Source organism: Halomonas sp. I5-271120 (assembly GCF_030553075.1).
In the GTDB taxonomy this organism is placed as follows: domain Bacteria; phylum Pseudomonadota; class Gammaproteobacteria; order Pseudomonadales; family Halomonadaceae; genus Onishia; species Onishia taeanensis_A.
This window is the reverse complement of the sequence record NZ_CP130701.1, coordinates 2,850,658-2,870,786: the sequence shown is the minus strand read 5'-3', so window position 1 is coordinate 2,870,786 and position 20,129 is coordinate 2,850,658. Positions and strand designations below refer to the sequence as shown.

At 64.6% G+C, this 20,129-nt stretch carries 19 protein-coding genes; 3 read left to right on the top strand and 16 right to left on the bottom strand.

Going from position 1 to position 20,129, the window contains the following annotated elements:
• Positions 1 to 20 precede the first annotated feature (20 nt).
• From plsX to Q2K57_RS12855, 3 genes are read right to left on the bottom strand one after another with little or no spacing between them, the layout of a single operon-like run.
• Positions 21 to 1,103: a phosphate acyltransferase PlsX gene (gene plsX / locus Q2K57_RS12865; protein WP_304525293.1), complete on the bottom strand. Its 1,083-nt coding sequence runs from the start codon at positions 1,101 to 1,103 to the stop codon at positions 21 to 23.
• A 36-nt stretch (positions 1,104 to 1,139) separates the two neighbouring features.
• Positions 1,140 to 1,310 carry a 50S ribosomal protein L32 gene (gene rpmF / locus Q2K57_RS12860; protein ID WP_112053312.1) on the bottom strand — a complete coding sequence of 57 codons (171 nt, stop codon included), beginning with the start codon at positions 1,308 to 1,310 and terminating at the stop codon, positions 1,140 to 1,142.
• A 32-nt stretch (positions 1,311 to 1,342) separates the two neighbouring features.
• Positions 1,343 to 1,870, bottom strand: a complete 528-nt coding sequence (locus tag Q2K57_RS12855; protein WP_304525292.1) for a YceD family protein — start codon at positions 1,868 to 1,870, stop codon at positions 1,343 to 1,345.
• 127 nt (positions 1,871 to 1,997) lie between these two features.
• Between Q2K57_RS12855 and Q2K57_RS12850 the strand changes: the two genes are divergently transcribed.
• Positions 1,998 to 2,606, top strand: a complete 609-nt coding sequence (locus Q2K57_RS12850) for a nucleoside triphosphate pyrophosphatase (RefSeq protein WP_304525291.1) — start codon at positions 1,998 to 2,000, stop codon at positions 2,604 to 2,606.
• Here Q2K57_RS12850 and sppA read toward each other — a convergent pair.
• From sppA to rluC, 3 genes are all read right to left on the bottom strand, one after another.
• On the bottom strand, positions 2,600 to 3,682 hold the full coding sequence (sppA, locus tag Q2K57_RS12845) for a signal peptide peptidase SppA (RefSeq protein WP_304525290.1): 1,083 nt from the start codon (positions 3,680 to 3,682) through the stop codon (positions 2,600 to 2,602). The two genes, Q2K57_RS12850 and sppA, sit on opposite strands and share 7 nt — an antisense overlap.
• 110 nt (positions 3,683 to 3,792) lie before the next feature.
• Positions 3,793 to 4,443 (bottom strand): HAD family hydrolase, encoded by a 651-nt coding sequence (locus Q2K57_RS12840; protein ID WP_304525289.1) that lies wholly within the window; start codon positions 4,441 to 4,443, stop codon positions 3,793 to 3,795.
• 79 nt (positions 4,444 to 4,522) lie between these two features.
• Positions 4,523 to 5,470, bottom strand: coding sequence for a 23S rRNA pseudouridine(955/2504/2580) synthase RluC (gene rluC / locus Q2K57_RS12835; RefSeq protein WP_304525288.1), 948 nt, complete (start codon positions 5,468 to 5,470; stop codon positions 4,523 to 4,525).
• A 594-nt stretch (positions 5,471 to 6,064) separates the two neighbouring features.
• On the opposite strand from rluC, the gene rne reads away from it, so the two are divergent.
• Positions 6,065 to 9,460 carry a ribonuclease E gene (gene rne, locus Q2K57_RS12830; protein ID WP_304525287.1) on the top strand — a complete coding sequence of 1,132 codons (3,396 nt, stop codon included), beginning with the start codon at positions 6,065 to 6,067 and terminating at the stop codon, positions 9,458 to 9,460.
• Between the two features lie 137 nt (positions 9,461 to 9,597).
• Here rne and murB read toward each other — a convergent pair whose 3' ends face one another.
• From murB to Q2K57_RS12785, 9 genes are read right to left on the bottom strand one after another with little or no spacing between them, the layout of a single operon-like run.
• Positions 9,598 to 10,620, bottom strand: a complete 1,023-nt coding sequence (murB, locus tag Q2K57_RS12825) for a UDP-N-acetylmuramate dehydrogenase (protein ID WP_304525286.1) — start codon at positions 10,618 to 10,620, stop codon at positions 9,598 to 9,600.
• Complete coding sequence (locus tag Q2K57_RS12820) at positions 10,617 to 11,093, bottom strand: low molecular weight protein-tyrosine-phosphatase (RefSeq protein ID WP_304525285.1); 477 nt, start codon at positions 11,091 to 11,093, stop codon at positions 10,617 to 10,619. Before Q2K57_RS12820 ends, murB begins: the two co-directional genes overlap by 4 nt.
• Before the next feature lies 1 nt (position 11,094).
• A complete protein-coding gene (gene kdsB / locus Q2K57_RS12815) occupies positions 11,095 to 11,973 on the bottom strand; it encodes a 3-deoxy-manno-octulosonate cytidylyltransferase (protein WP_304525284.1) in 879 nt (292 codons plus the stop codon).
• Positions 11,970 to 12,191: a Trm112 family protein gene (locus Q2K57_RS12810; RefSeq protein ID WP_112053322.1), complete on the bottom strand. Its 222-nt coding sequence runs from the start codon at positions 12,189 to 12,191 to the stop codon at positions 11,970 to 11,972. The genes kdsB and Q2K57_RS12810 overlap by 4 nt, the downstream gene beginning before the upstream one ends.
• Positions 12,191 to 13,249: a tetraacyldisaccharide 4'-kinase gene (gene lpxK, locus Q2K57_RS12805; RefSeq protein WP_112053323.1), complete on the bottom strand. Its 1,059-nt coding sequence runs from the start codon at positions 13,247 to 13,249 to the stop codon at positions 12,191 to 12,193. Before lpxK ends, Q2K57_RS12810 begins: the two co-directional genes overlap by 1 nt.
• Positions 13,246 to 14,985, bottom strand: a complete 1,740-nt coding sequence (gene msbA, locus Q2K57_RS12800; RefSeq protein ID WP_112053324.1) for a lipid A export permease/ATP-binding protein MsbA — start codon at positions 14,983 to 14,985, stop codon at positions 13,246 to 13,248. The genes lpxK and msbA overlap by 4 nt, the downstream gene beginning before the upstream one ends.
• The gene (locus Q2K57_RS12795) at positions 14,982 to 15,410 is read right to left on the bottom strand and encodes a biopolymer transporter ExbD (RefSeq protein ID WP_304525283.1); all 429 of its coding nucleotides are present in this window, start codon (positions 15,408 to 15,410) and stop codon (positions 14,982 to 14,984) included. Before Q2K57_RS12795 ends, msbA begins: the two co-directional genes overlap by 4 nt.
• Entirely contained in the window at positions 15,407 to 16,069 is a 663-nt protein-coding gene (locus Q2K57_RS12790; protein ID WP_220086216.1) for a MotA/TolQ/ExbB proton channel family protein, read from the bottom strand. Before Q2K57_RS12790 ends, Q2K57_RS12795 begins: the two co-directional genes overlap by 4 nt.
• Positions 16,070 to 16,119: 50 nt before the next feature.
• Positions 16,120 to 18,528 carry a DNA internalization-related competence protein ComEC/Rec2 gene (locus tag Q2K57_RS12785; RefSeq protein WP_369700266.1) on the bottom strand — a complete coding sequence of 803 codons (2,409 nt, stop codon included), beginning with the start codon at positions 18,526 to 18,528 and terminating at the stop codon, positions 16,120 to 16,122.
• Between the two features lie 129 nt (positions 18,529 to 18,657).
• On the opposite strand from Q2K57_RS12785, the gene Q2K57_RS12780 reads away from it, so the two are divergent.
• Positions 18,658 to 19,215: a DUF2062 domain-containing protein gene (locus tag Q2K57_RS12780; RefSeq protein ID WP_112053326.1), complete on the top strand. Its 558-nt coding sequence runs from the start codon at positions 18,658 to 18,660 to the stop codon at positions 19,213 to 19,215.
• 181 nt (positions 19,216 to 19,396) lie between these two features.
• Here Q2K57_RS12780 and Q2K57_RS12775 read toward each other — a convergent pair whose 3' ends face one another.
• Positions 19,397 to 20,107, bottom strand: a complete 711-nt coding sequence (locus Q2K57_RS12775) for an ABC transporter ATP-binding protein (protein ID WP_304525282.1) — start codon at positions 20,105 to 20,107, stop codon at positions 19,397 to 19,399.
• Positions 20,108 to 20,129: the final 22 nt, after the last annotated feature.

Genomic DNA, 20,129 nt, shown 5'->3' with positions numbered 1-20,129 from the left:
GACTTTCACCTTTACGTCTTCTATTCGTTGGTCTGACAACGGGCATCCATCCCGCTATCGCCTCGACCGCACGCGACCGACGCGATAACAGGGCGCCTTTCACCGAGTTCATGAGCCAGCTGTGACGGCAAGTCTTCTCTGACTTCCTTGATGGCACGTGAAATGGCATGGGCAAAGCCAATGGCATCGGCACTGCCATGACTCTTGACCACGATGCCGTCCAGCCCAAGCAGACTGGCGCCGTTATAGCGCACCGGGTCCAGCTCGCCACGCAGACGGCGCAGCGCAGGACGCGCCAGAAGCCCCACCAGCCGACTACCCCAATGTGCTTCGAAGGTCTGCTGAACACGCTGAATAAGCATTCTCGCCAACCCTTCACTTGCCTTGAGCACGGCATTGCCAACGAAACCGTCGCACACTACCACATCTACAAGGCCAGAGTAGATACCATCGCCTTCGATAAACCCACGGTAATCCAGGTGAGCAAAATCGCGTAAGCGTGCATCCGCCTCACGAACGCTGGCGGTACCCTTGGTTCCTTCGATTCCCACATTGAGCAGCGCGACCCGCGGCTTTTTCAGGCCATCAATCCGTCGCGCCATGACCTCGCCCATCAACGCGAAGTCGACCAGCCGCTCGGCGTCGGCCTCGACGTTGGCCCCCAGGTCCAACAGATAGCAATGCCCCTTGCCCCGGGTCGGCACGGCCGTACTGATCGCCGGGCGTGGAATACCCGCCACCGTTCCCAACGCGCGACGCGCCAGCGCCATCAAGGCCCCCGTATTGCCGGCCGACACCGCTGCCTGAGCTTCACCGGAGGCCACACAGTCGAGCATCATCGAAAGGCTCGAATCCTTGGATCCGCGCAGAACACTCGAGGGTTTGGCGTCTTCGGCGACAACAGCAGGGGAATGGTGCAGGGTCAGGCGGGAAAGCGAGGATGCATCGCATCGCGGCAGGTGCGCGAGCGCTTCATCGAGGGCGGGCTGCTGGCCGAACAGGCTCAGGTGCAGCTGAGGATGGGCCTGAAGAGCCCGAACGGCGGCTGACACGGTGGCACGGGGACCGAAGTCCCCGCCCATCGCGTCGATGGCGATTCTCACGTCAATACGCAGAGCGTCGCCAGCCGAAGCACTGACTTACGCTTCGACGACCTGACGACCACGGTAGAAACCGTCTGCAGCCACATGGTGGCGACGGTGAGTGGTGCCGGTTTCCTTGTCCTGAGACAGGGTCGGGGCGGTCAGTGAGTCGTGGGCACGACGCATGCCGCGCTTGGAACGGGTCTTACGGCTCTTTTGAACTGCCATGGGATTTCACTCCAGAGTGCATCGATGATCTATCAGGGTTTGCCTTTCAAGGTGCGCAGCACATCGAAAGGACTATCAGCAGGCGTTGCCGAGGCCTCGGACGCGTCGCCGCTGCTCAGCTGGTCTGATGAAACGCCACACTGCGCTTCATCGTGGTAAATCACCTGCGGCAGACTGAGGATCAATTCATCCTCGATCACCGTCAGGAGATTCAGCTGTTCGTCTTCCACCACTACCGGCTCATGTGTGCTCGGCAAGTCGGCGGCAAGCGCATCGCTGCTGACCACACCCAACAGGAAATGGCTACTGACGTGGGTCGGCATTGGCTCCAGGCAGCGCCGGCAAGGCAACTGCACATCGGCTTCCAGCCGACCCTCAATCACTCGACGCCCTTGAGTGTCGATGGCGAAGTCCAGCCAGACTTGGCAATCGCCCTGCTGGGGTCCGGCATCTTGAGCTAGGCGCGCGAATTCATCGAGTGCCACAAGGCCTTCGAGATGCTCGGCGTTGGCGGCGAGCCGATGGGGCTCAACCTTCAAGGGGAGTCGTGTGGTCAACATAGGCGCGCAATGATAGGCACTCCCCCGCCGGGTGTCAAAGCATCCTGGCAAGGCTGTATGCTTCCGGGTTCGAAGGGCACGCTTGACTGCCTCGATACGTTCATTTATTTACTCCTCTGGAGACCGCATGACACGCCTGGTTCTCGCTTCAAGCTCCCCCTGGCGCCGCCAATTGCTCGAGCGCCTGGGCCTACCCTTCACCTGGGCAAGCCCCGAGATCGATGAAACGTCTCATCCCGGAGAAACACCCGAGGCCCTGGTACATCGCCTGGCGCTGAGCAAGGCCAGCCGCCTGGCCGACACCTTTTCCCACCACCTGGTCATCGGCTCCGATCAGGTAGCGGTGTTCGACGGCGAGATACTCGGCAAGCCTGGCAGCGAAGCCGCCGCTCGCGCCCAACTGCTGCGCTTTTCAGGCCAGCGTGTGCGCTTCCTGACCGGCCTTGCACTGCTCGATACTGCCGGCGCCCGCCACTGGCTCGCCCACGACACTTATGACGTGGTGTTTCGTCGCCTCGAGGAAGACGAGATCGCCCGCTACATTGCCCGGGAGCAGCCGCTGGACTGCGCCGGGAGTTTTCGCATGGAAGGCCTGGGCATCGCCCTCTTCGAGCGTCTAGAAGGCGATGACCCCAACAGCTTGATCGGCCTGCCGTTGATCCGCCTCTGCGCCATGCTGAGAGAGGCAGGCCTCGATCCACTAGGCGCCGAGGCGACCGCCCAACGCCCTCAATAGGCCTGATAGCGCAGCGGTGACTGGGCCTGAGGCAGCCCCATCCATTCGGCGGCCACCCGCCCGAAGCGCCGAGTCAGGCGATCGAAGGGGTCGAGCCCAGGGGTGTAGTCCTTGAGGCGTGGCGCTTCCAGACGCGCCCGAGCCACCCCATCCAGCGTGCCCAGCCGATCCACCAACCCAAGATTGACGGCCTGCTCACCGGTCCACACCAACCCTGAAAACAGCTCAGGGTCATCGGACAGCCGCTCTCCGCGGCCGGCCTTGACGTCATCGATGAACTGGCGATGGGTGGTATCGAGCACTTCCTGCCAAAACGCCCGCTGGCGAGGCGAAATGCCCTTGAAGGGATCAAGGAACGCCTTGTTATCGCCGGCAGTGAAGACCCGGCGCTCTATCCCCAGACGGTCGATGGCTTTCTCAAGGCCGAAGCCGGAAAAGATCACCCCGATAGAGCCCACCAGGCTTGCCGGCGCAGCGACGATCTGATCGGCCGCCGCCGCAATATAGTAGGCGCCGCTGGCACCGATATCTTCGACCACCGCAATGATCGGCTTGTCGCCCTGATCCCTCAATCGCATGATCTCTTCATAGATACGCTGCGACTGCACGGGGCTGCCGCCGGGGCTGTTGATATGCAACACCACCGCCGTTGCCCCTGGTGCCTCCCAGGCGCGCCTGAGCCCCTCGATGATGCGCTCGGCATTGGCCGGCGACTGGCTGTCGATCACGCCTTGGACCTCGACGACACCCAGATGCTGCCCCGCCATCACCGACGGCTGCGCGGCCCTGTAGAAGCTATAGAAGGTCGTCGCGATCATGGTCAGGATCAGCGCAGCAAACAGGAACCGAAAGAACAGCTTCCAGCGACGTGAACGCCGCTGCTCGGTCAGCACGCCACCGACCCAGCGATCCATCATCTCGAGCTGGGCAAGGCGCTGGCGTTCGCGCAGGGTCTCAGCATCCTCGTCGCTCGCGGGCCCGGCACCCTCGGCGGCTTGCTGCCCGGCACGCCGCGCTTCTTCCCGGCTTAGCTCCGGCCCCTGGGTCCATCGATCCTGCGGTTTATCGTCACTCATGGGCATCCTGCTCAAGATCAAAAATGGCTTGGTGACACCATAATGGCATTTCTACCTCGGCGTCATCGCGACACTCACCGTGCAACGATAATGACAGCAGCCGCGCCAGTTCAGCCGTGAAGCCAGTCGATTAGCTCGGGAAAATTGTCGGCGGTAAAGGTGGGCCGGCTGGCGGCCAGTCGCTCGCGATCATGCACGCCGTAGGTCATAGCGACCCGATCCATCGACAGCGCCCGCGCCATTTCCAGATCATACTCAGTATCGCCCACCATCACGGCTTCGTCCGCCGACACCCCGAACTCGTCAAGGAGTTCTTCGAGCATGCGCGGATGCGGCTTGGAGCGCGTCTCGTCAGCAGTGCGGCTGGCATCGAACCAGGCCCCGCTGCCGTTTTCGGCAAACACCCGATCCAGCCCCCGCCGGCTCTTGCCGGTGGCTACCGCCAATCGCATGTCGGCACGCTCACGAAGCCTTGCCACCCCGGGCTCGACTCCCGGGAAAAACGCCAGCGGCTCAGCCTCGGCGGCCACGAAATGATGCGCATAGCGTTCACGCAGCCGTTCGGCCTGCTCAGCGCCGATGCCCGGGCACATCCGCGCGATGGCCTCCGGCAGGCCAAGGCCAATGATGTCGCTTACGGCCTCTCCGGGCAGCTCGCCCCACCCCGCATCACGCGCGGCGGCCTGCATGCAGGCCACGATCCGCGCCTCGGAGTCCATCAGCGTGCCGTCCCAATCGAAGATCACCAGTCGATAACGCATAACTCTCCAATTTCCGGCTCGCCCATTTGCCCGCTTGCCGGTTTATTCGCCTGCTGGCTTGCAGCTCAATTTTCCTGACTCAGGACTGCTGGCGTGCCCGCGCGAGCACCGCAGTCAGTTCATCGCCCAGCGGCGCCTTGACGTGCACCGGCCGGCCGCTATCAGGCTCGGGGAAGGTCAGAGCCGCGGCATGCAGGAAGAGACGGTTGAGCCCGAACTTGGCAGCCAGCGCCTCGCCGCTACGGGTGCCGTACTTGTCATCACCGAGCAGCGGATGGCCGGCATGGGTAGCATGGACGCGGATCTGGTGGGTACGCCCGGTGACCGGCTCGGCCTCGATCAGGGTGGCATTGGCGAAGGTCTCTCGCACCCCGAAACGGGTTCTGGACACCTTTCCCGCCGGGTCGACCCGCACCCGGCGCTCGCCATTGCCGGCCTCGAAGCGATCCAGGCGCGCGCTGACATAGTCGCGCCGTGCCGGCCAGCGGCCAGCCACCAACGCCAGGTACTGTTTATCCATCTTGCGCCCCTTGAGCGACTCGTTGAGGGACAGCAGTGCAGGACGCGACTTGGCCAGCAGCAGGCAGCCCGAGGTATCCCGGTCCAGCCGATGCACCAGCTCCAGAAAGTCCAGGTCCTCGCGCACCTGGCGCAGGGCCTCGATCAGGCCAATCTTGACGCCGCTGCCGCCGTGAACGGCGAGCCCCGAGGGCTTGTTGATCACCAGCCAGCCCGGCCCCTCGACCAGCACGCTGCCGGCCAGCAGGTTGCGCAGGTTGTCGCTGACCTCGCGCACCGCCTCTTCCGGTGCCAACCGCAGTGGCGGCACCCGCACCAGGTCGTTGAGTTCGAGCCGATAGTCGACCTTGACCCGCTTCTTGTTGACCCGCACCTCGCCCTTGCGCACGATCCGATAGATCAACGCCTTGGGCGCTCCCTTCAATCGGGTGCGCAGAAAGTTGTCGATGCGCTGCCCTACCTGGCCCTCGGTGACCTCAATCCACTGTACTTCTCGCCCCTCGGCCATTCGTTACTCCGTCTCACCTGGTCATGTCTTGCGCTCGATAGATCGGCCCATTCTACCGCACCGACGCCCTCACTGCGCCAATTGCTGCTATTGGGCATTGCTGTTATATTTCCAGTTCGCTCAAATGGGGCCAATAGCGCCCCACAATGGCGCCTGCACGTCAGACACGCAGGCCGGAGCCAGGAATCAGGCCGCCACGACGACTGCCCGAAGCAGGGTCGCGGCGCCACTGTAAGAAGAAAGCGAAACTTGAACGCCACGCCCGGACCCCGGGCCGTTCCCAAGACGGGACGACCCGCAGGCCACGGGAATACTCAACAGCGAGCCGGAGGCCGGCGTTGGCGAATCGATGTATGCCAGGTGTCTGGCGGTAGACCGCGGGGCCGGCAGGGCGTGATGCCCGCCGAAACATGTCCCGCCACCGCCGCGTACTCAACATGATCACGCTCGAACAGTCATGGGATCTACCCACTGCCCGAGCCGGGCGCACAAGCATCCGCGACATGCGCTGAGCACAAGCACGCAGCACCCAGAGGTTCGCCTTCGTCGACCGCTTACGGGCGCCATCCGGTGCGCGCCAGCAAGCGAGACAACATGAAACGGATGCTCATCAACGCGACCCAGCCAGAAGAGCTGCGGGTCGCTCTGGTCGATGGACAACGCCTTTACGACCTGGACATCGAATCCGGTGCCAGAGAACAGAAAAAAGCCAATATCTATCGCGGCAAGATCACTCGCGTAGAACCCTCCCTCGAAGCCGCCTTCGTCGATTTCGGCGCCGACCGCCACGGCTTCCTGCCACTGAAGGAAATCTCCCGCGAGTACTTCGTCAAGGAGCCCAGCGGGCGTCCCAACATCAAGGAAGTGCTCAAGGAAGGCCAGGAAGTCATCGTCCAGGTCGATAAAGAAGAGCGCGGCAACAAGGGCGCCGCCCTGACCACCTTCATCAGCCTGGCCGGTCGTTTTCTGGTCCTGATGCCTAACAACCCTCGGGCCGGCGGCATTTCTCGCCGCATCGAAGGCGAAGAGCGTGCGCAGCTCAAGGACGCCATGGGTCAGCTCACGCTGCCCGACAAGATGGGCGTGATCGTGCGCACGGCAGGGATCGGCCGCTCCTCCGAAGAGCTGCAGTGGGACCTGGACTACCTGGCCCAGGTGTGGGAATCCATCACCGAAGAAGCCGGTAAGCGTCCCGCTCCCTTCCTGATCTATCGCGAATCCAACGTCATCATCCGTGCCATGCGCGACTACCTGCGCAACGACATCGGCGAGGTATTGATCGACAGCCCCGAGGTGCATGAAGAAGCGCTGGCCTTCATCCGGCAGGTCATGCCCTCCTACCAGCAGAAGATCAAGCTGTACGCCGACGAAGTACCGCTGTTCTCGCGCTTCCAGATCGAATCCCAGATCGAGACCGCCTACCAACGGGAAGTCAAACTGCCCTCTGGCGGCTCGATCGTCATCGATCACACCGAAGCCCTGGTCTCCATCGACATCAACTCGGCGCGCGCCACCCGCGGCAGCGATATCGAGGAAACCGCGCTGCAGACCAACAGCGAGGCGGCCGACGAGATCGCCCGCCAGCTGCGCCTGCGCGATATCGGCGGTCTGGTGGTCATCGACTTCATCGATATGAGCCCCGCACGCAACCAGCGTGAGGTCGAGAATCGCATGCGCGACGCCCTCAAGCTCGACCGCGCCCGCGTGCAGATCGGCCGTATCTCGCGCTTTGGCCTGATGGAAATGTCACGCCAGCGCCTGCGCCCCTCGCTTGGCGAGACCAGCGGCGTGGTCTGCCCGCGCTGCGACGGTCAGGGCACCATCCGCGACGTGCGCTCGCTGTCGCTTTCCGTCATGCGCCTGCTCGAAGAAGAGGCGATGAAGGAACGCAGCGCCCAGATTCGTGCCATCCTGCCGGTGCCGGTGGCCACTTATCTGCTCAATGAGAAGCGTGCAGTGCTCGCCGAGATCGAGCGCCGCCAGGGCGTGCGCCTGCTGGTGCTGCCCAACCCGGAAATGGACACCCCTCACTACGACGTACAGCGCCTGCGCGATGACCACGTCGATGAGGATGAGTCGGTCAAATCCAGCTATGAGCTGCCCACCGACAGCGAAGTTGGCAAGGAACCGGATGCGAGCATCGCCAAGCCGGTGCAGCGCGCCGAAGCCGCGGTCAAGAGCGTGATTCACACCGCCCCTGCCCCTGCCTCGCTGCAGGAAGAGCCTGCTGCCCCCGAGGCCAAGGCACCGGCCGCCGCCCCCCAGGCGCCGGCAGTTGACGAAAGCGGTGTAATCTCTCGCCTGTTCAAGGGCCTCGGCAAGCTGCTGGGCAGCGGTGAAGCCTCTCCCGCCTCGACAGGCAATCAAGCCGGCAGCGGCAAGCAGCAGGAAGAACAGCGCCAGACAAGCGATCGCAACGAGGATCGAGACAGCGAGTCTCGCCAGAACGGCAACAACCGTGGCGGTCGAGGCGGACGTGGAGGCAACAACCGCCGCGGCCGTGACGACAACCGCAACCAGGGCAACAAGAAGCCGGACAACCGCGGCGACGGCAACAGCGATAACCGTGACGCCAAGCCAGAGGGTCGCAGCGACGGCAACCGCCAGGGCGGCAATCGGGGCCGGGGACGCCAGGACGACGAGCGTCGCCAGCAGAAGCCCTCGACCAAGAGTCAGGGTGACAAGGGCCAGAACGACAAGCCCCAGACCGATAAGCCCCAGACCGATAAAGCGCAAGGCGACAAGAAGTCGAGCCAGGGCGAGCGCAGCAAGGACAAGCCTCAGCAGGCCGACAACAAGAAGCCGCAGTCCACTGACAAGTCCAATCAGGGAGAGCAGCCGGCCAAGGAAACCGCCAAGAGCGACGGCAAGCCTAAGCGCACTCGCAACAACCCGCGCAACCGGACCCGCAAGCAGGCCCTGAATCCTCAGGCCGAAGCCGAGCAGAAGCGTCTGCAGGCAGAGGCGCAACAGGCGGATTCCGAAGCGCCGAAGGACGAGGCCCATCAGGCCGAGACTGCCAAGCAGGAAGCCCCGAAGCCGCAAACCCAGAAGACTGATGACGAGCCCCAGCAGGCGTCTGCGAAAGAGCAGGCGCCGAAAGCCAAGCAGCCCAAAGCGGAAGAACTGAAGGCTGAAGAGGCCAAGGCTGAAGAGCCGAAGGCAGAGGCTCCGACACAGACGCAAGAGCAGACCAAGCAGGAAACGCCGCAGGCTGAAGAGCCCCAGCAAGCGACTCCGAAGCAGCAAGCGCCGAAAGCCAAGCAGCCTAAGCCTAAAGAAGCCAAGTCTGAAGAGCCGAAGGCAGCAGCCCCTAAGCAAGCACAGCCTGAGGTAGAGGCACCGGCACAAGAGGCATCCGAGCAGGAAGCGCCTAAGGCCGAGCAGCCGCAAGAAGCGCCTGAGTCTGAAGCACCTAAGTCTGAAGCACCTAAGCCTGAAGCGCCCAAGGCAGAGACTTCGGCACAAGAGGTTCCGGTACAAGAGGCAGGCGCGCAGCAAGCCCCGAAGGCCGAGCAGCCGCAAGAAGCGCCTGAGTCTGAAGCGCCTGAGCCTGAAGCGTCCAAGGCAGAGGCACCGGCACAAGAGGCATCCAAGCAGGAAGCCCCAAAGGCCGAGCAGCCGCAGAAAGCGCCTGAGTCTGAAACCGCTAAGCCTCAAACGTCCAAGGCAGAGGCACCGGCACAAGAGGCATCCAAGCAGGAAGCCCCAAAGGCCGAGCAGACACAGGAAGCGCCTGAGTCTGAAACCGTTACGCCTCAAACGTCCAAGGCAGAGGCACCGGCACAAGAGGCATCCAAGCAGGAAGCCCCAAAGGCCGAGCAGACACAGGAAGCGCCTGAGTCTGAAACCGCTACGCCTGAAACGCCCAAGGCTCCAAAGCAAGAGGAGTCTAAGCCCAAGGCGCGTCGCCGTCGCCGCGCTCATAACGACCCGCGCGAGATCCGTCGTCGTGAGCAGCAAGGCAAGTCCGACGACGGCCAGTCCTGATCGGCAGGCCCGGGGCAACCCGGGCCACCGCTGAAAGGCGGCAACCAAAAACGCCCGCAGGCTAAGCCTGCGGGCGTTTTTCATGGGCGCCTATTCGACCCTCAGAGCGGCCTATTCGAGCGACCTACTCGACCTGTCTACGCCGTGATACCGACCTGCCTCGGCTCGCGCTCGAGCGCCACACCAAAGCGTTCCAACACTCGCGAGGCGATGCTGTCGGCGAAGCGCAAAAGCCCCTCGGCATCGCCACCGCCATGATGGACCAGCACCAAAGCCTGGCGATCATGCACGCCGAAGGCGCCCTCGCGATGGCCCTTGAGCCCGCACCGATCGATCAGCCAGCCAGCCGCCAACTTGTAACGGTCGCCGGGCTGGGGGAAATGCGGCATCTCGGGATAGCGCTCAAGCAGCGTATGCGCCAGGTCAGCTTCGACCACCGGGTTCTTGAAGAAACTGCCGGCATTGGCGAGCGCCGAGGGGTCTGGCAGCTTTTCACGGCGCAGGACGCAGACCGCCTCGGCGACCTCAAGGGGCGTCGGTGTGGGCCCGACACGGCTCGCCAGGTCACCATAACCCAGGCGAGGTGCCGCCTGCGTGGAAAGGCAAAGCTCGAGGCGCGTGATCACCACCTGGCCATCGAGGGCGCGCTTGAAGAGGCTATCCCGGTAGCCAAAGGCGCAGTCGGCAGCATCGAGCACCTGCTCGCGACCGTCGGCAAGATGCACCAGATGTACCCGCTCCAGCACCTGCGCGAGTTCGACGCCGTAGGCGCCGATATTCTGAATCGGGGCGGCACCACACTGACCGGGAATCAGCGCCAGGTTCTCTATACCCCACAGGCCCTGCCCGGCCAAGGTCATGACCAGCTCATGCCAGTTCATGCCGGCATCGACGTGCACCCTCACCCGCCTGTCATCCAGCGTCTCGCAGCGATAGTCGGCAAACTCAGGGTGAACCACCAGCCCCGGCAACCAATCGCCGAGGATCAGGTTACTGCCACCTCCAAGCACGGTGACCGGCCAGCCGGCCGCGCGGGCCTCATGAAGCACCGCGGCGAGCTCATCCGGCGTCGAGGGCGCCACGAAGCGCTCGGCCACGCAGGGTAACCCCAGGGTGTTGGCGCCGCTGAGATCGTGATGCGAGTGCCAGACGAGGCTCACGATGTCGAGTCCAGCCGCTTGTGCAGGACCTCGATGAGCCCATCGGCGGCGGCCTCGACCAGATCCAGCACTTCGCCGAAGCCGTCTTCACCGCCGTAGTAGGGGTCCGGCACCGCTGCTCCTTCACGGCCGGCAAAATCGAGAAAGAGTCCGACGTGGGCGTCACAGTCGCTGGGACGCATCGCCAATAAATCGGCCAAATTGTCATGATCCATGGCCAACAGGTAATCGAAGCGCTCGAAGTCGGCGCGCTCGAGCTGGCGCGCCCGCAGGCCGCTAAGATCGATACCCCGGGTGGCAGCGGCTGCGGTGGCGCGGCGATCCGGCGCCTTGCCCACATGCCAGTCGCCGGTCCCACAGGAATCGATAGTCACGCTCTCGGCAAGGCCTGCCGCCTCGAGCTTGTGGCGCAGCATGCCCTCGGCGGTCGGCGAGCGGCAGATGTTGCCGAGGCAGACGAACAGCACGCGCATCTCAGCGCTCCTTCTTCTTTGGTGAAATGTCTTCTGGTGAGACGTTTTCTGATGGAATGTTTTCTGGTTGAGTGCCGGCAGACTGGGCGGCGGTGTCCGCGAACAGGGCGCGCACCCGCTCAAGGTCTGCCTGGGTATCGACGCCGGCGGGATGCGGCTCGCCGGCCAGGGCGACCTGGATACGGTGCCCGTGCTGCAGGGCGCGCAGTTGCTCGAGCTGTTCCAGCTGTTCCAGCGGCGCCGGGGCCCAGTGGCGATAGGCGGCCAGGAAGCTGGCGCGGTAGGCATAAAGGCCGATGTGGCGCAGCCAGGCATCCTGTGCAAGCAGTTCCGGCCGGCTGGCGAAGGCCTCCCGATCCCACGTTTCCCGATCCCACGCCTCTCGATCCCAAGGGATAGGCGCGCGGGAGAAATACAGGGCGCGGCCGGCGAAGTCTCGCACCACCTTGACCACATTGGGGTTGAACAGCATCTCAACGTCGCTGATCGACTCGCCCAGGGTCGCGATGGACGCATCAGCGTCCTCCTCGAGTCGCGCGGCCACCTGGTCGATCAGGGCCGGCGGCAACAGCGGCTCATCCCCCTGGACGTTGACCAGGATGGCATCCTCGGCGAGCCCCAATCGTTCAGCGACTTCGGCGAGCCGGTCGGTGCCGGAAGGATGGTTGGCGGCGGTCATCACCACCTCGGCGCCGGCCTCCTCGGCTACCTCGCTAATGCGCGGGTCATCGGTGGCCACCACCACACGGCTTGCCTGGCTGGCCAGGGCCTGGCGCCAGACCCGGACCACCATAGGCTCACCGGCGATGTCGAGCAACGGCTTGCCAGGCAGCCGGCTGGAGGCAAAGCGAGCCGGGATCACGGCGACGAAGTCGCTCATGCCTGCCCCCCTGCCTCACCACGATTCGGAGCCGCCTTGCCGAGCTTCTCGTCGACGTCCATGACCCGAGCTTCCTCGGCCAGCATGACCGGAATGTCGTCGCGGACCGGGTACGCCAGGCCATCGAAGTGGCACTTGAGCTCTGCGTGTTCACGGTCGTACTTGAGCTTGCCCTGGCACTGTGGACAGACCAGCATGGCCAGCAATTCCTTATCCATCATTGTCTTTCCCCTTGCGCGACGCGCGTCAGCGCATCGAGTTGCGTGGCAAACCATTCGATAAAGCCGGCCGACGGACGGGCTTCCACGTCCAGCGCCCAGCAGCGCGCATCGGCGAAGCCACGGCACTTGACGGCATCCTTGGCGGTCATCACCACCGGCGCTTCATCGTCAAAGCGCAGATCCTGCGACGTGAAACGATGATGATCAGGCTTGGGATGCGGCGCCACCTTTAATCCCAGCCCCTCGAGGGTCGCGAAAAAGCGCGGCGGGTTGCCGATGCCGGCCAGGCCATGCACGTCGCAGGCGAAAGGCAACGGCGACAGCGGCAGGCGCTGATCGTCGCTGAGCCGTCGCCAGGCAACCGGATCAAGGGTCATGCTGAAGCGCTGCTCGGCTCCTTCGGCCCCCGCCACGTCACCGGGATCGGCACCGTTGACCACCAGCGCATCGACGCTCTCAAGCCTTGCGAGCGGCTCGCGCAGCGGCCCCGCCGGCAGGCAGCGGCCATTGCCAAAGCCACGTTGTCCGTCGACCACCACCAGTTCCAGGTCACGCCCCAGCGCCAGATGCTGCAGGCCATCATCACTGATCAGGATATCGCAGCCCTCGTCGAGCAGCCGCTCGGCGCCGCGGGCGCGCTTGGGGTCGACCACGACCGGCACGCCGGTCTGGGCCGCCAGCATCAGCGGCTCATCGCCGCAGACATCGACCGCTGTCGAGGCGGTGACGCGCAGCGGGTAGTCGGCGCTCTCGCCGCCATAGCCGCGCGACAGAATGCCCGGACAATAGCCCTGCTCGGCGAGATACCGCGCCAGCCAGGCCACCAGCGGCGACTTGCCGGTCCCACCCAGCGTCAGGTTGCCGACCACCACCACCGGCACGCCGGGATGATGGACCGGCCGTTTGCCGGACTGAAAATCGGCCAGACGACGAACCACCTGGCGGCGATAAAGAGCCTCCAACGGCCGCAGCAGGCCAAGCCAGGCAGCATCGCCGTACCAGGCGGCCAGCAGCGCCTCGCCGAGACGTTCGCTGACCCGGCTCCACACCGTCATGGCGTTTCCTGAAACTGCAGCTGATGCAGGGCGGCATAGGCGCCCTCGCGGGCGAGCAGCTCGGCATGGCTGCCCTGCTCGACGATCTCGCCCTGCTCCATCACCAGAATGCGATCGGCGCGCTCGATGGTCGAGAGCCGGTGCGCAATGACGAAGGTGGTCCGACCACGACAGACTTCTTCCAGGGCTTTCTGGATATAGCGCTCGGACTCGCTATCCAGCGCCGAGGTGGCCTCATCGAGAATCAGCAGCGGCGCATCCTTGAAGATCGCCCGTGCAATCGCCAGCCGCTGGCGCTGGCCGCCGGACAGCATGACGCCGTTGTCGCCCACCGGGGTGTCGTAGCCTTTCGGCAGTTCCATGATGAAATCATGGGCGAAGGCGGCACGAGCGGCGGCTTCAACGGCGTCCTGATCAGGATCATCGACGCCATAGGCGATGTTCTGGCCGATCGTGGTATTGAACAAGGTGACCTGCTGGGACACCAGCGCAATCTGACGACGCAGCGGTGACAGCTTGAAATCATCCAGTGCCACCCCATCGAGAGTGATAGCGCCCTCGCAGGGCCGATAGAAACGCGGCAGCAGGTTGACCAGGGTGGACTTACCACTGCCGGAGCGACCGACGATGGCGATCATCTGGCCCGGCGCGACATCGAGATCGATGCCTTTCAGTACCTCGTTCTGGCCCTCGGCGTAGGCAAAACGCACGCCCTCGAAGAGAACCCTCCCCGTCAGGCGGCCCGGCTCGGTGGTTCCCTGGTCGGGTTCGGCCGGCTCCGCGATCAGGCCAAACAGCTCGCCAGACGCAGCGATGCCCTTCTGGATGACGCTATTGACGTCGGTGAGCTGGCGCACGGGCTTGGCCATCAGCGAGGCCGCGGTGATGAAGGCCACGAACTCGCCCGGCGTCATGTCATCGAGCAGGGCCGGCGACATGGCCAGCCAGACAAGCCCCGCCAGGGCCAGTGCAACCAACAGCTGAATGACCGGCGTGCTGATGCCCTTGGTCAACGCCTCCTTCATGCTCTGGCGGCGGTTGTCATCGCTGGCCTTGGCGAAGCGACGCTTCTCATAGGCCTCAGCGCCATGGGTACGGACCACGCGATAACCCGACAGCGCCTCGGAGGCCACGTGGGTCACATCACCCATGGAGCGCTGTATGCGCCGGGACAGGCGCCGAAAGCGTTTGCTGGCATAGCTGACGACCAGCCCGATCAGCGGCGTGACCGCCATGAACACCAGGGTCAACATCGCATTGGTCCACAGCAGGTACCCCAGCAGACCGAGCACGAAGAGCCCCTCGCGCAGGATCACGGTGATGGCGTTACTGGCCGCCCCGGTGACCTGTTCAACGTGGTAGGTCACTCGTGAGACCAACTGACCGCTGGAATGCTCATCGAAGAAGCGCCCCGGCAGGTGCAGCATGTGATTGAAGACATCGCAGCGCAGGGCGTGCACCACGTTGCGCGCCACCTGGCTCATGAAGTAGGTGCCAAGAAAGGTCCCCAGCCCACGGGCTGCGAACATGCCCACCACGAACATCGGCAGGAAAAGGCGGAAGGCCGCATCCGGGTTCTGAATACCATCGATCAGGCGCTTCATCATCTCCGCCAGGGCCGTGCTGGACGCGGCGTAAATGGCATAGCCGAACACGGCCAGCATGAAAGAACGCCAATAGGGCCTGACATAGTCGAGCAGGCGCTTGTAGAGAGCCCATCCTGAGTCGTAGGTCACGGTGTCTCCGCTTGATTGGTACTGTCGTTTGCTTCGCGAGTCGCGATGCGCACACGGGTAATGTCCAGGGCAGCAGCCTGATCGAGAGCGGCCACCACTCGGCGGTGGGCGACCCGCCCATCGGCCTCGATCACGAGCCCATGGTCGCGGGCAGCATCGGCCTGGGTGGCCAGCGCCGCCGCCAGGTCACGCTGATCGACGGATGTCTCTCCGAGCCGATAGTCGCCGGCAGCACTGATCGAAAGCACCACCGGCGCGGTATCGGCCGGCGCCGCACTAGCGCTTTCGGGAAGTTCGAGTTCCAGAGCCTGGCGGGTCTCGAAGGTGGTCGAGACCATAAAGAAGATCAACAGCAGAAACACCACATCGATCAGGGGCGTCAGGTTGATCTCCACCGGCTCCCGGTGACGGCGCGGAAACTTCATGCGCCGCGAACTCCCTGACCCAAGGCCTCGTCACGCTCGGTGAGGGTCAACTCGCCCGGGTAGTGGGCCAGGAACTCCACCAGCTGGCTGGCCTGCTGCTCCATGCGCACGGTGATGTCCTCGACCCGGCGCTGGAAGAAACGGTGAAACATCAGCGCCGGTATCGCCACCGTCAGGCCCGCGGCGGTGGTCATCAATGCCTGGGAAATCCCGCCGGCAAGCTCTGCGGTGCGCCCGGCCCCCTGGGCACTGACCAGCACCGAGAACACCTCGATCATCCCGACCACGGTGCCCAGCAGGCCAATCAGCGGCGTGATCGCGGCGATGGTACCCAACGGGCTCAGGAAGCGCTCCATGTCATGGATCACTGCGACGGCCGCCTCCTGCAGCCGGGCACGCACCTGATCATGGCCGAGCCGAGCATTGCGAAGCCCGGCGGCCAGCACGCCACCCAGCGGTGAGTGGCTTTCCAGCCAGTAAAGATTGACCTGCCCCTGAGCGACCAGGGCGCAGACCTCTCCGCCCAGCCCTGCCGGGGCGATGCGAGCAGCTCGCAAGGTCCACAGCCGCTCGATGATGATCACGGTAGCGACCAAGGAACAGCCCAGCAGCGGCAACATCAACCAACCACCGACCTCCAGTGCGCCGAGCATATCCATATCAGAGTCTCCCAAATGCCATGACCGCCGGGGACGCCATCGACGGTCATCTAGGGGCGAGATTCTACCCCATGGCAGCCGCCATCGACACCGCGTCGCCAGCTCGGTTGGCGCTCGGCGGTCACCACGGGCGCCTCGCCCGGGGTCAGCGTGACCGTCACCGCCCCGTCAAGCGCGGTATTCCAAAGGCAACTGCCCCGTCGGCGAAAGCGTCGCACCACCTCCGCGGCCGGGTGACCGAAACGGTTGTCACGCCCGGCACTGAAGATGACCTGGCGAGGATCCGTCGCCGTCGCGAAGGCCGCTCCCGAACTGGTGCGGCTGCCATGGTGCCCGGCGACTAGCACATCGATACGCTCGGGCAGAGCGGACAGCAGGCGACGTTCCACCGCCCGCCCGGCATCACCGGTGATCAATATCGCCTGTTCGCCGAGACGCACCATCAGCACACAGGAGCGATCGTTGGCAGAAAGCGCATCGAGAGGCCCGGCCGGCGGCCAGAGTACCCGGAAGTCAACATCGCCGCTGCTCCAGCGCTGGCCGGCGACGCAGGGGCGGGAGTCGTGCCCGATGGCCTCCCCGCTAGGCGCCAGCCACTCGCCCACCCGGTGATCGGCAAGCGCCGGCACGCCGCCCGCATGGTCCTGATCGCCGTGACTAACGATGACCCGCGAGAACGCCTGCCCAGGGGGCCAGAGTCCGGCTAGCGGCATGAAGCCAGAGCTGAAACGCGGCCCGGTGTCGTACAAGAGCCGCGTTGTCTGAATGCCGTTATCAGCATCGCCATCACGGCCACCCTGTGTACCGTCACTCACGCTGTCGTCGGCACGGGGCCGAATACTGGTGCGAATATCAGTACTGCGAGAGTCAGTCGTCAGTTCAATCGCCTGACCCTGGCCCACATCATAGACCTGCATCCGCAGACTCCCTTGGGCAGGCAGCGGCGCCTCAAGGGTGACAGGCACGGCAACCATCAGCAGTGAAACCGCCACTCGCAGTGACCGTGTCACACTCGGCAGCCCCCAGGCCAGGGCGACACCGGCGAGACACAGCGCCACCGGCAGACGTTGCCAGGCTGGCAGCGAAAGCAAGGGCGTGACCGCCACGGCGTCGCTCAAGCCGGCATGCAGCAGCGTCGTCAACGCCTCGAAAAGCAGCCAGCAGACATGGGCCAGGGGCGGCACCCCACTTAGCACCCAGACCAGCAGACCCAGCGGCACCATCAGCATGCTGACCCATGGGACTGCCAGCAGATTGATGATGGCCGACCCCGGCGCCAGCCGTCCGAAGGCGATCACCACGGCGGCGGCCATAAGCGGGGCCAGCAGTAGCTGGGTGCGAACCAGCGCCCAGGCCCAGCCCTTGAGGCCTTGGGGCCGGGAACGCCCCTGCCAGATCAGGATGAGCCAGGCCACGGCCAGAAAGGACAGCCACAGCCCCGGTCGCCAGAGCGACAGGGGGTCGACCAGCACGACCATCGAAAACGCCAGCCACCAGGCCTGCCAGGGTCCGGGCGCGTGACGCCCGCAGGCGACCCAGAGGCCAACCAGGGTCATGATCAAGGCACGAAGCGCAGGCGGCTCGAGACCCGCCAGCCAGGCATAACCGCCGGCCGCCGCGCCGGCCAGCACCCAGGGCCAGACCGCCATGCGCCAGCGTCCGGGCGTCACCCAGCGGGCCAGACCGCGCATCAGCCATAAAACGCAGGTCGCGACCAGTCCCACATGCAGCCCCGATACCACCACCAGGTGCGTGGTGCCACTGGCATTCAAGAGCGCCCAGTCATCATCATTGAGTCGCTCACCGGCTCCCAGCGTCAGGGCCGCCAGCCAGCGGCGACCAAGACCTTCGGGATAATGGCTATCGAGAAAGGTCAGAGCCGCCTGACGAGGTGAAAAAGGCGCGCCGGCCAGGCGCTCGGCCGGCGGTGAGTGCCGCACATAGCCGGTTGCTCCCAGCCCCTCGCGCCACAGCCAGGCGCGATAGTCGAAGGTGCCGGGGTTGGCGAAACCCGATGGCGGGCGCAGCCGCACCGTCAGGCGCCAGCGCTCACCCACCGCCATGGCGGGGCCGTCGTAAACCGACAGTCGCACCCGCTCGAGGGCGTCACAGCTTGCAAGGCCAGGTTCCAGAGTATGGCAATCATCTACGGCAAAGCGCAGCCGGCTCGCCGGTTGACCGGCCTGATAGGCGAGGATGCGCCCCTCGAGCCGGAGCTCTTGCCCGACCAGGCCTCGGGGCAGTTCGGCGTCCCGCGTCAGCAGCAGCGAGCCACCGACCAGGGTGGCGGTGACGAACAGCACCAGGTGAGGCCACTGCCGGGGCAACCGCGCAAGAATCAGCAGCCCCGCCACGCTCCAGGCCGCCAAGAGCCCGTCCGGTGTTTGGATGGCGAGCCCGGCCCCTACCATGGCGGCGATCGCCAACGGCATGCCAAGCCCACTGCGCATGGTACGCATGACAGTCTTCGGCCCTCCCTGGCCCTGTCTCACCCTCGAACCGGCCGAAGCCGTGGCGAGGGGCATGGCTTGTATGGATAATGGCTGCGGATCGTGTAATCCGTACCACCCATCGCCTGCGAGCCTGCCATGCCGCGCCGCTTCCTACAGCGCTACATGCCCCATCCCGATGCCCTCAAGGGTAATCGCTCGCTGCGCTTCATGCGCCATTTGATCGGCGATGCCTCGCTGTGGATGCTGTCGCGCCGCGCGGTGGCCAATGCCTTCATGGTCGGCGTGTTCTGCGCCCTGTTGCCGATCCCCTTTCAGATGGTCCTGGCCGCTGGCGGAGCCTGCCTGCTGCGCTGCAACCTGCCGCTCTCGATCGGGCTGGTATGGATCACCAACCCCTTGACCATGCCGATCATCTTCTACGGCAACTATCGTCTAGGCGCCTGGTTGCTTGCCACTCCGCCAAGAGCGGCACCCGATACCCTGTCGACGCAGTGGGTAGCCGAACAGCTTGTCGACATCCTGCCGGCCCTGGCGCTGGGCTCGCTGGTCGCGGCGGTGGTCGCCGGCCTCGCCGCCAACGCCGGCATCCGGTTGATCTGGCGCTGGCAGGTCTCACGCAGCTGGCAGCGACGCCGAAAGCAGCGCCGCCTGAGGGCCGCACTGACCGGCAAAGGCCGCAACGATGACTGCTGATCAGTTGATCAGCTGGTCAAGGCTGTGCGCGTCGATTCGTCACTGACCAGCCGATCGCTTTAGCCGCTGCTTCCTCTGGCGATGCTGAGGCCTGGGTGTTGGGTAGCCACGTTAGCTATCAAAGGGTAGTTATCCAAGCTTGGCTATCCAGGCCCAGCTATCTACGCATCGCGATCCAACCTCAGCCGTCTACGGTCAACTGGCCGTTATCCAGTTTCATCACCCGATCCTGATGGGCGGCGAGACCGGTATCATGCGTCACCACTACAAAGGCACAGGCGGTCGTCTTGGCGAGCTCGTCCATCATTGCAAGGATGCTAGCCGCGGTGGTCTTGTCGAGATTGCCAGTGGGCTCATCCATGAGCACCAGGCTGGGATCAGTGATCAATGCACGGGCGATCGCCACCCGCTGACGCTCACCCCCGGAGAGCTCACCGGGCTTGTGATCGCTTCGCTTGGCCATGCCGACGTGCTCGAGAATCTGTGCGGCACGCTCGCAGGCCTGCTTACGCGACTGACCGCGCACGATCAGCGGCAGTGCGGCGTTTTCCAGAGCAGTGAGCTCGGCTAACAAATGGTGGAACTGGTAGACGAAGCCGATATGGCGGTTACGAAAGCGCCCAAGCTGGCTTTCGCCCAGCTCGGCCAGTGACTGCCCCGCCACCTTGACGGTGCCAGCGCTGGGCCGGTCCAGACCACCCAGCAGGTTAAGCAGGGTCGTTTTGCCCGAACCGGAGCTGCCAACCACGGCCACCCGCTCGCTGGCGCGCACCTCAAGATCCAGATTCTCGAGCACCGTCACATCCTGGGGCCCTTCATGATAGGTCCGCGTCAGTCCCTGGCACTCAAGCAGCACCTGGCCAGCCTTGGGGGAGGCATGCTCCTCGGTCATGATTGTCTCCTTACTCATCGAG

Coding starts and splice junctions, on each gene's coding strand:
- Q2K57_RS12840 (WP_304525289.1), bottom strand. CDS start 4,443: ATGCGTTATCGACTGGTGATCTTCGATTGGGACGGCACGCTGATGGAC.
- lpxK (WP_112053323.1), bottom strand. CDS start 13,249: ATGACGGTGTGGAGCCGGGTCAGCGAACGTCTCGGCGAGGCGCTGCTG.
- Q2K57_RS12820 (WP_304525285.1), bottom strand. CDS start 11,093: ATGCGCGTGCTGTTCGTCTGCCTCGGCAACATCTGCCGCTCGCCGACC.
- Q2K57_RS12790 (WP_220086216.1), bottom strand. CDS start 16,069: ATGGATATGCTCGGCGCACTGGAGGTCGGTGGTTGGTTGATGTTGCCG.
- Q2K57_RS12775 (WP_304525282.1), bottom strand. CDS start 20,107: ATGACCGAGGAGCATGCCTCCCCCAAGGCTGGCCAGGTGCTGCTTGAG.
- rluC (WP_304525288.1), bottom strand. CDS start 5,470: ATGGCCGAGGGGCGAGAAGTACAGTGGATTGAGGTCACCGAGGGCCAG.
- Q2K57_RS12810 (WP_112053322.1), bottom strand. CDS start 12,191: ATGGATAAGGAATTGCTGGCCATGCTGGTCTGTCCACAGTGCCAGGGC.
- rpmF (WP_112053312.1), bottom strand. CDS start 1,310: ATGGCAGTTCAAAAGAGCCGTAAGACCCGTTCCAAGCGCGGCATGCGT.
- rne (WP_304525287.1), top strand. CDS start 6,065: ATGAAACGGATGCTCATCAACGCGACCCAGCCAGAAGAGCTGCGGGTC.
- Q2K57_RS12780 (WP_112053326.1), top strand. CDS start 18,658: ATGCCGCGCCGCTTCCTACAGCGCTACATGCCCCATCCCGATGCCCTC.
- sppA (WP_304525290.1), bottom strand. CDS start 3,682: ATGAGTGACGATAAACCGCAGGATCGATGGACCCAGGGGCCGGAGCTA.
- Q2K57_RS12850 (WP_304525291.1), top strand. CDS start 1,998: ATGACACGCCTGGTTCTCGCTTCAAGCTCCCCCTGGCGCCGCCAATTG.
- Q2K57_RS12795 (WP_304525283.1), bottom strand. CDS start 15,410: ATGAAGTTTCCGCGCCGTCACCGGGAGCCGGTGGAGATCAACCTGACG.
- Q2K57_RS12855 (WP_304525292.1), bottom strand. CDS start 1,870: ATGTTGACCACACGACTCCCCTTGAAGGTTGAGCCCCATCGGCTCGCC.
- Q2K57_RS12785 (WP_369700266.1), bottom strand. CDS start 18,528: ATGCGTACCATGCGCAGTGGGCTTGGCATGCCGTTGGCGATCGCCGCC.
- kdsB (WP_304525284.1), bottom strand. CDS start 11,973: ATGAGCGACTTCGTCGCCGTGATCCCGGCTCGCTTTGCCTCCAGCCGG.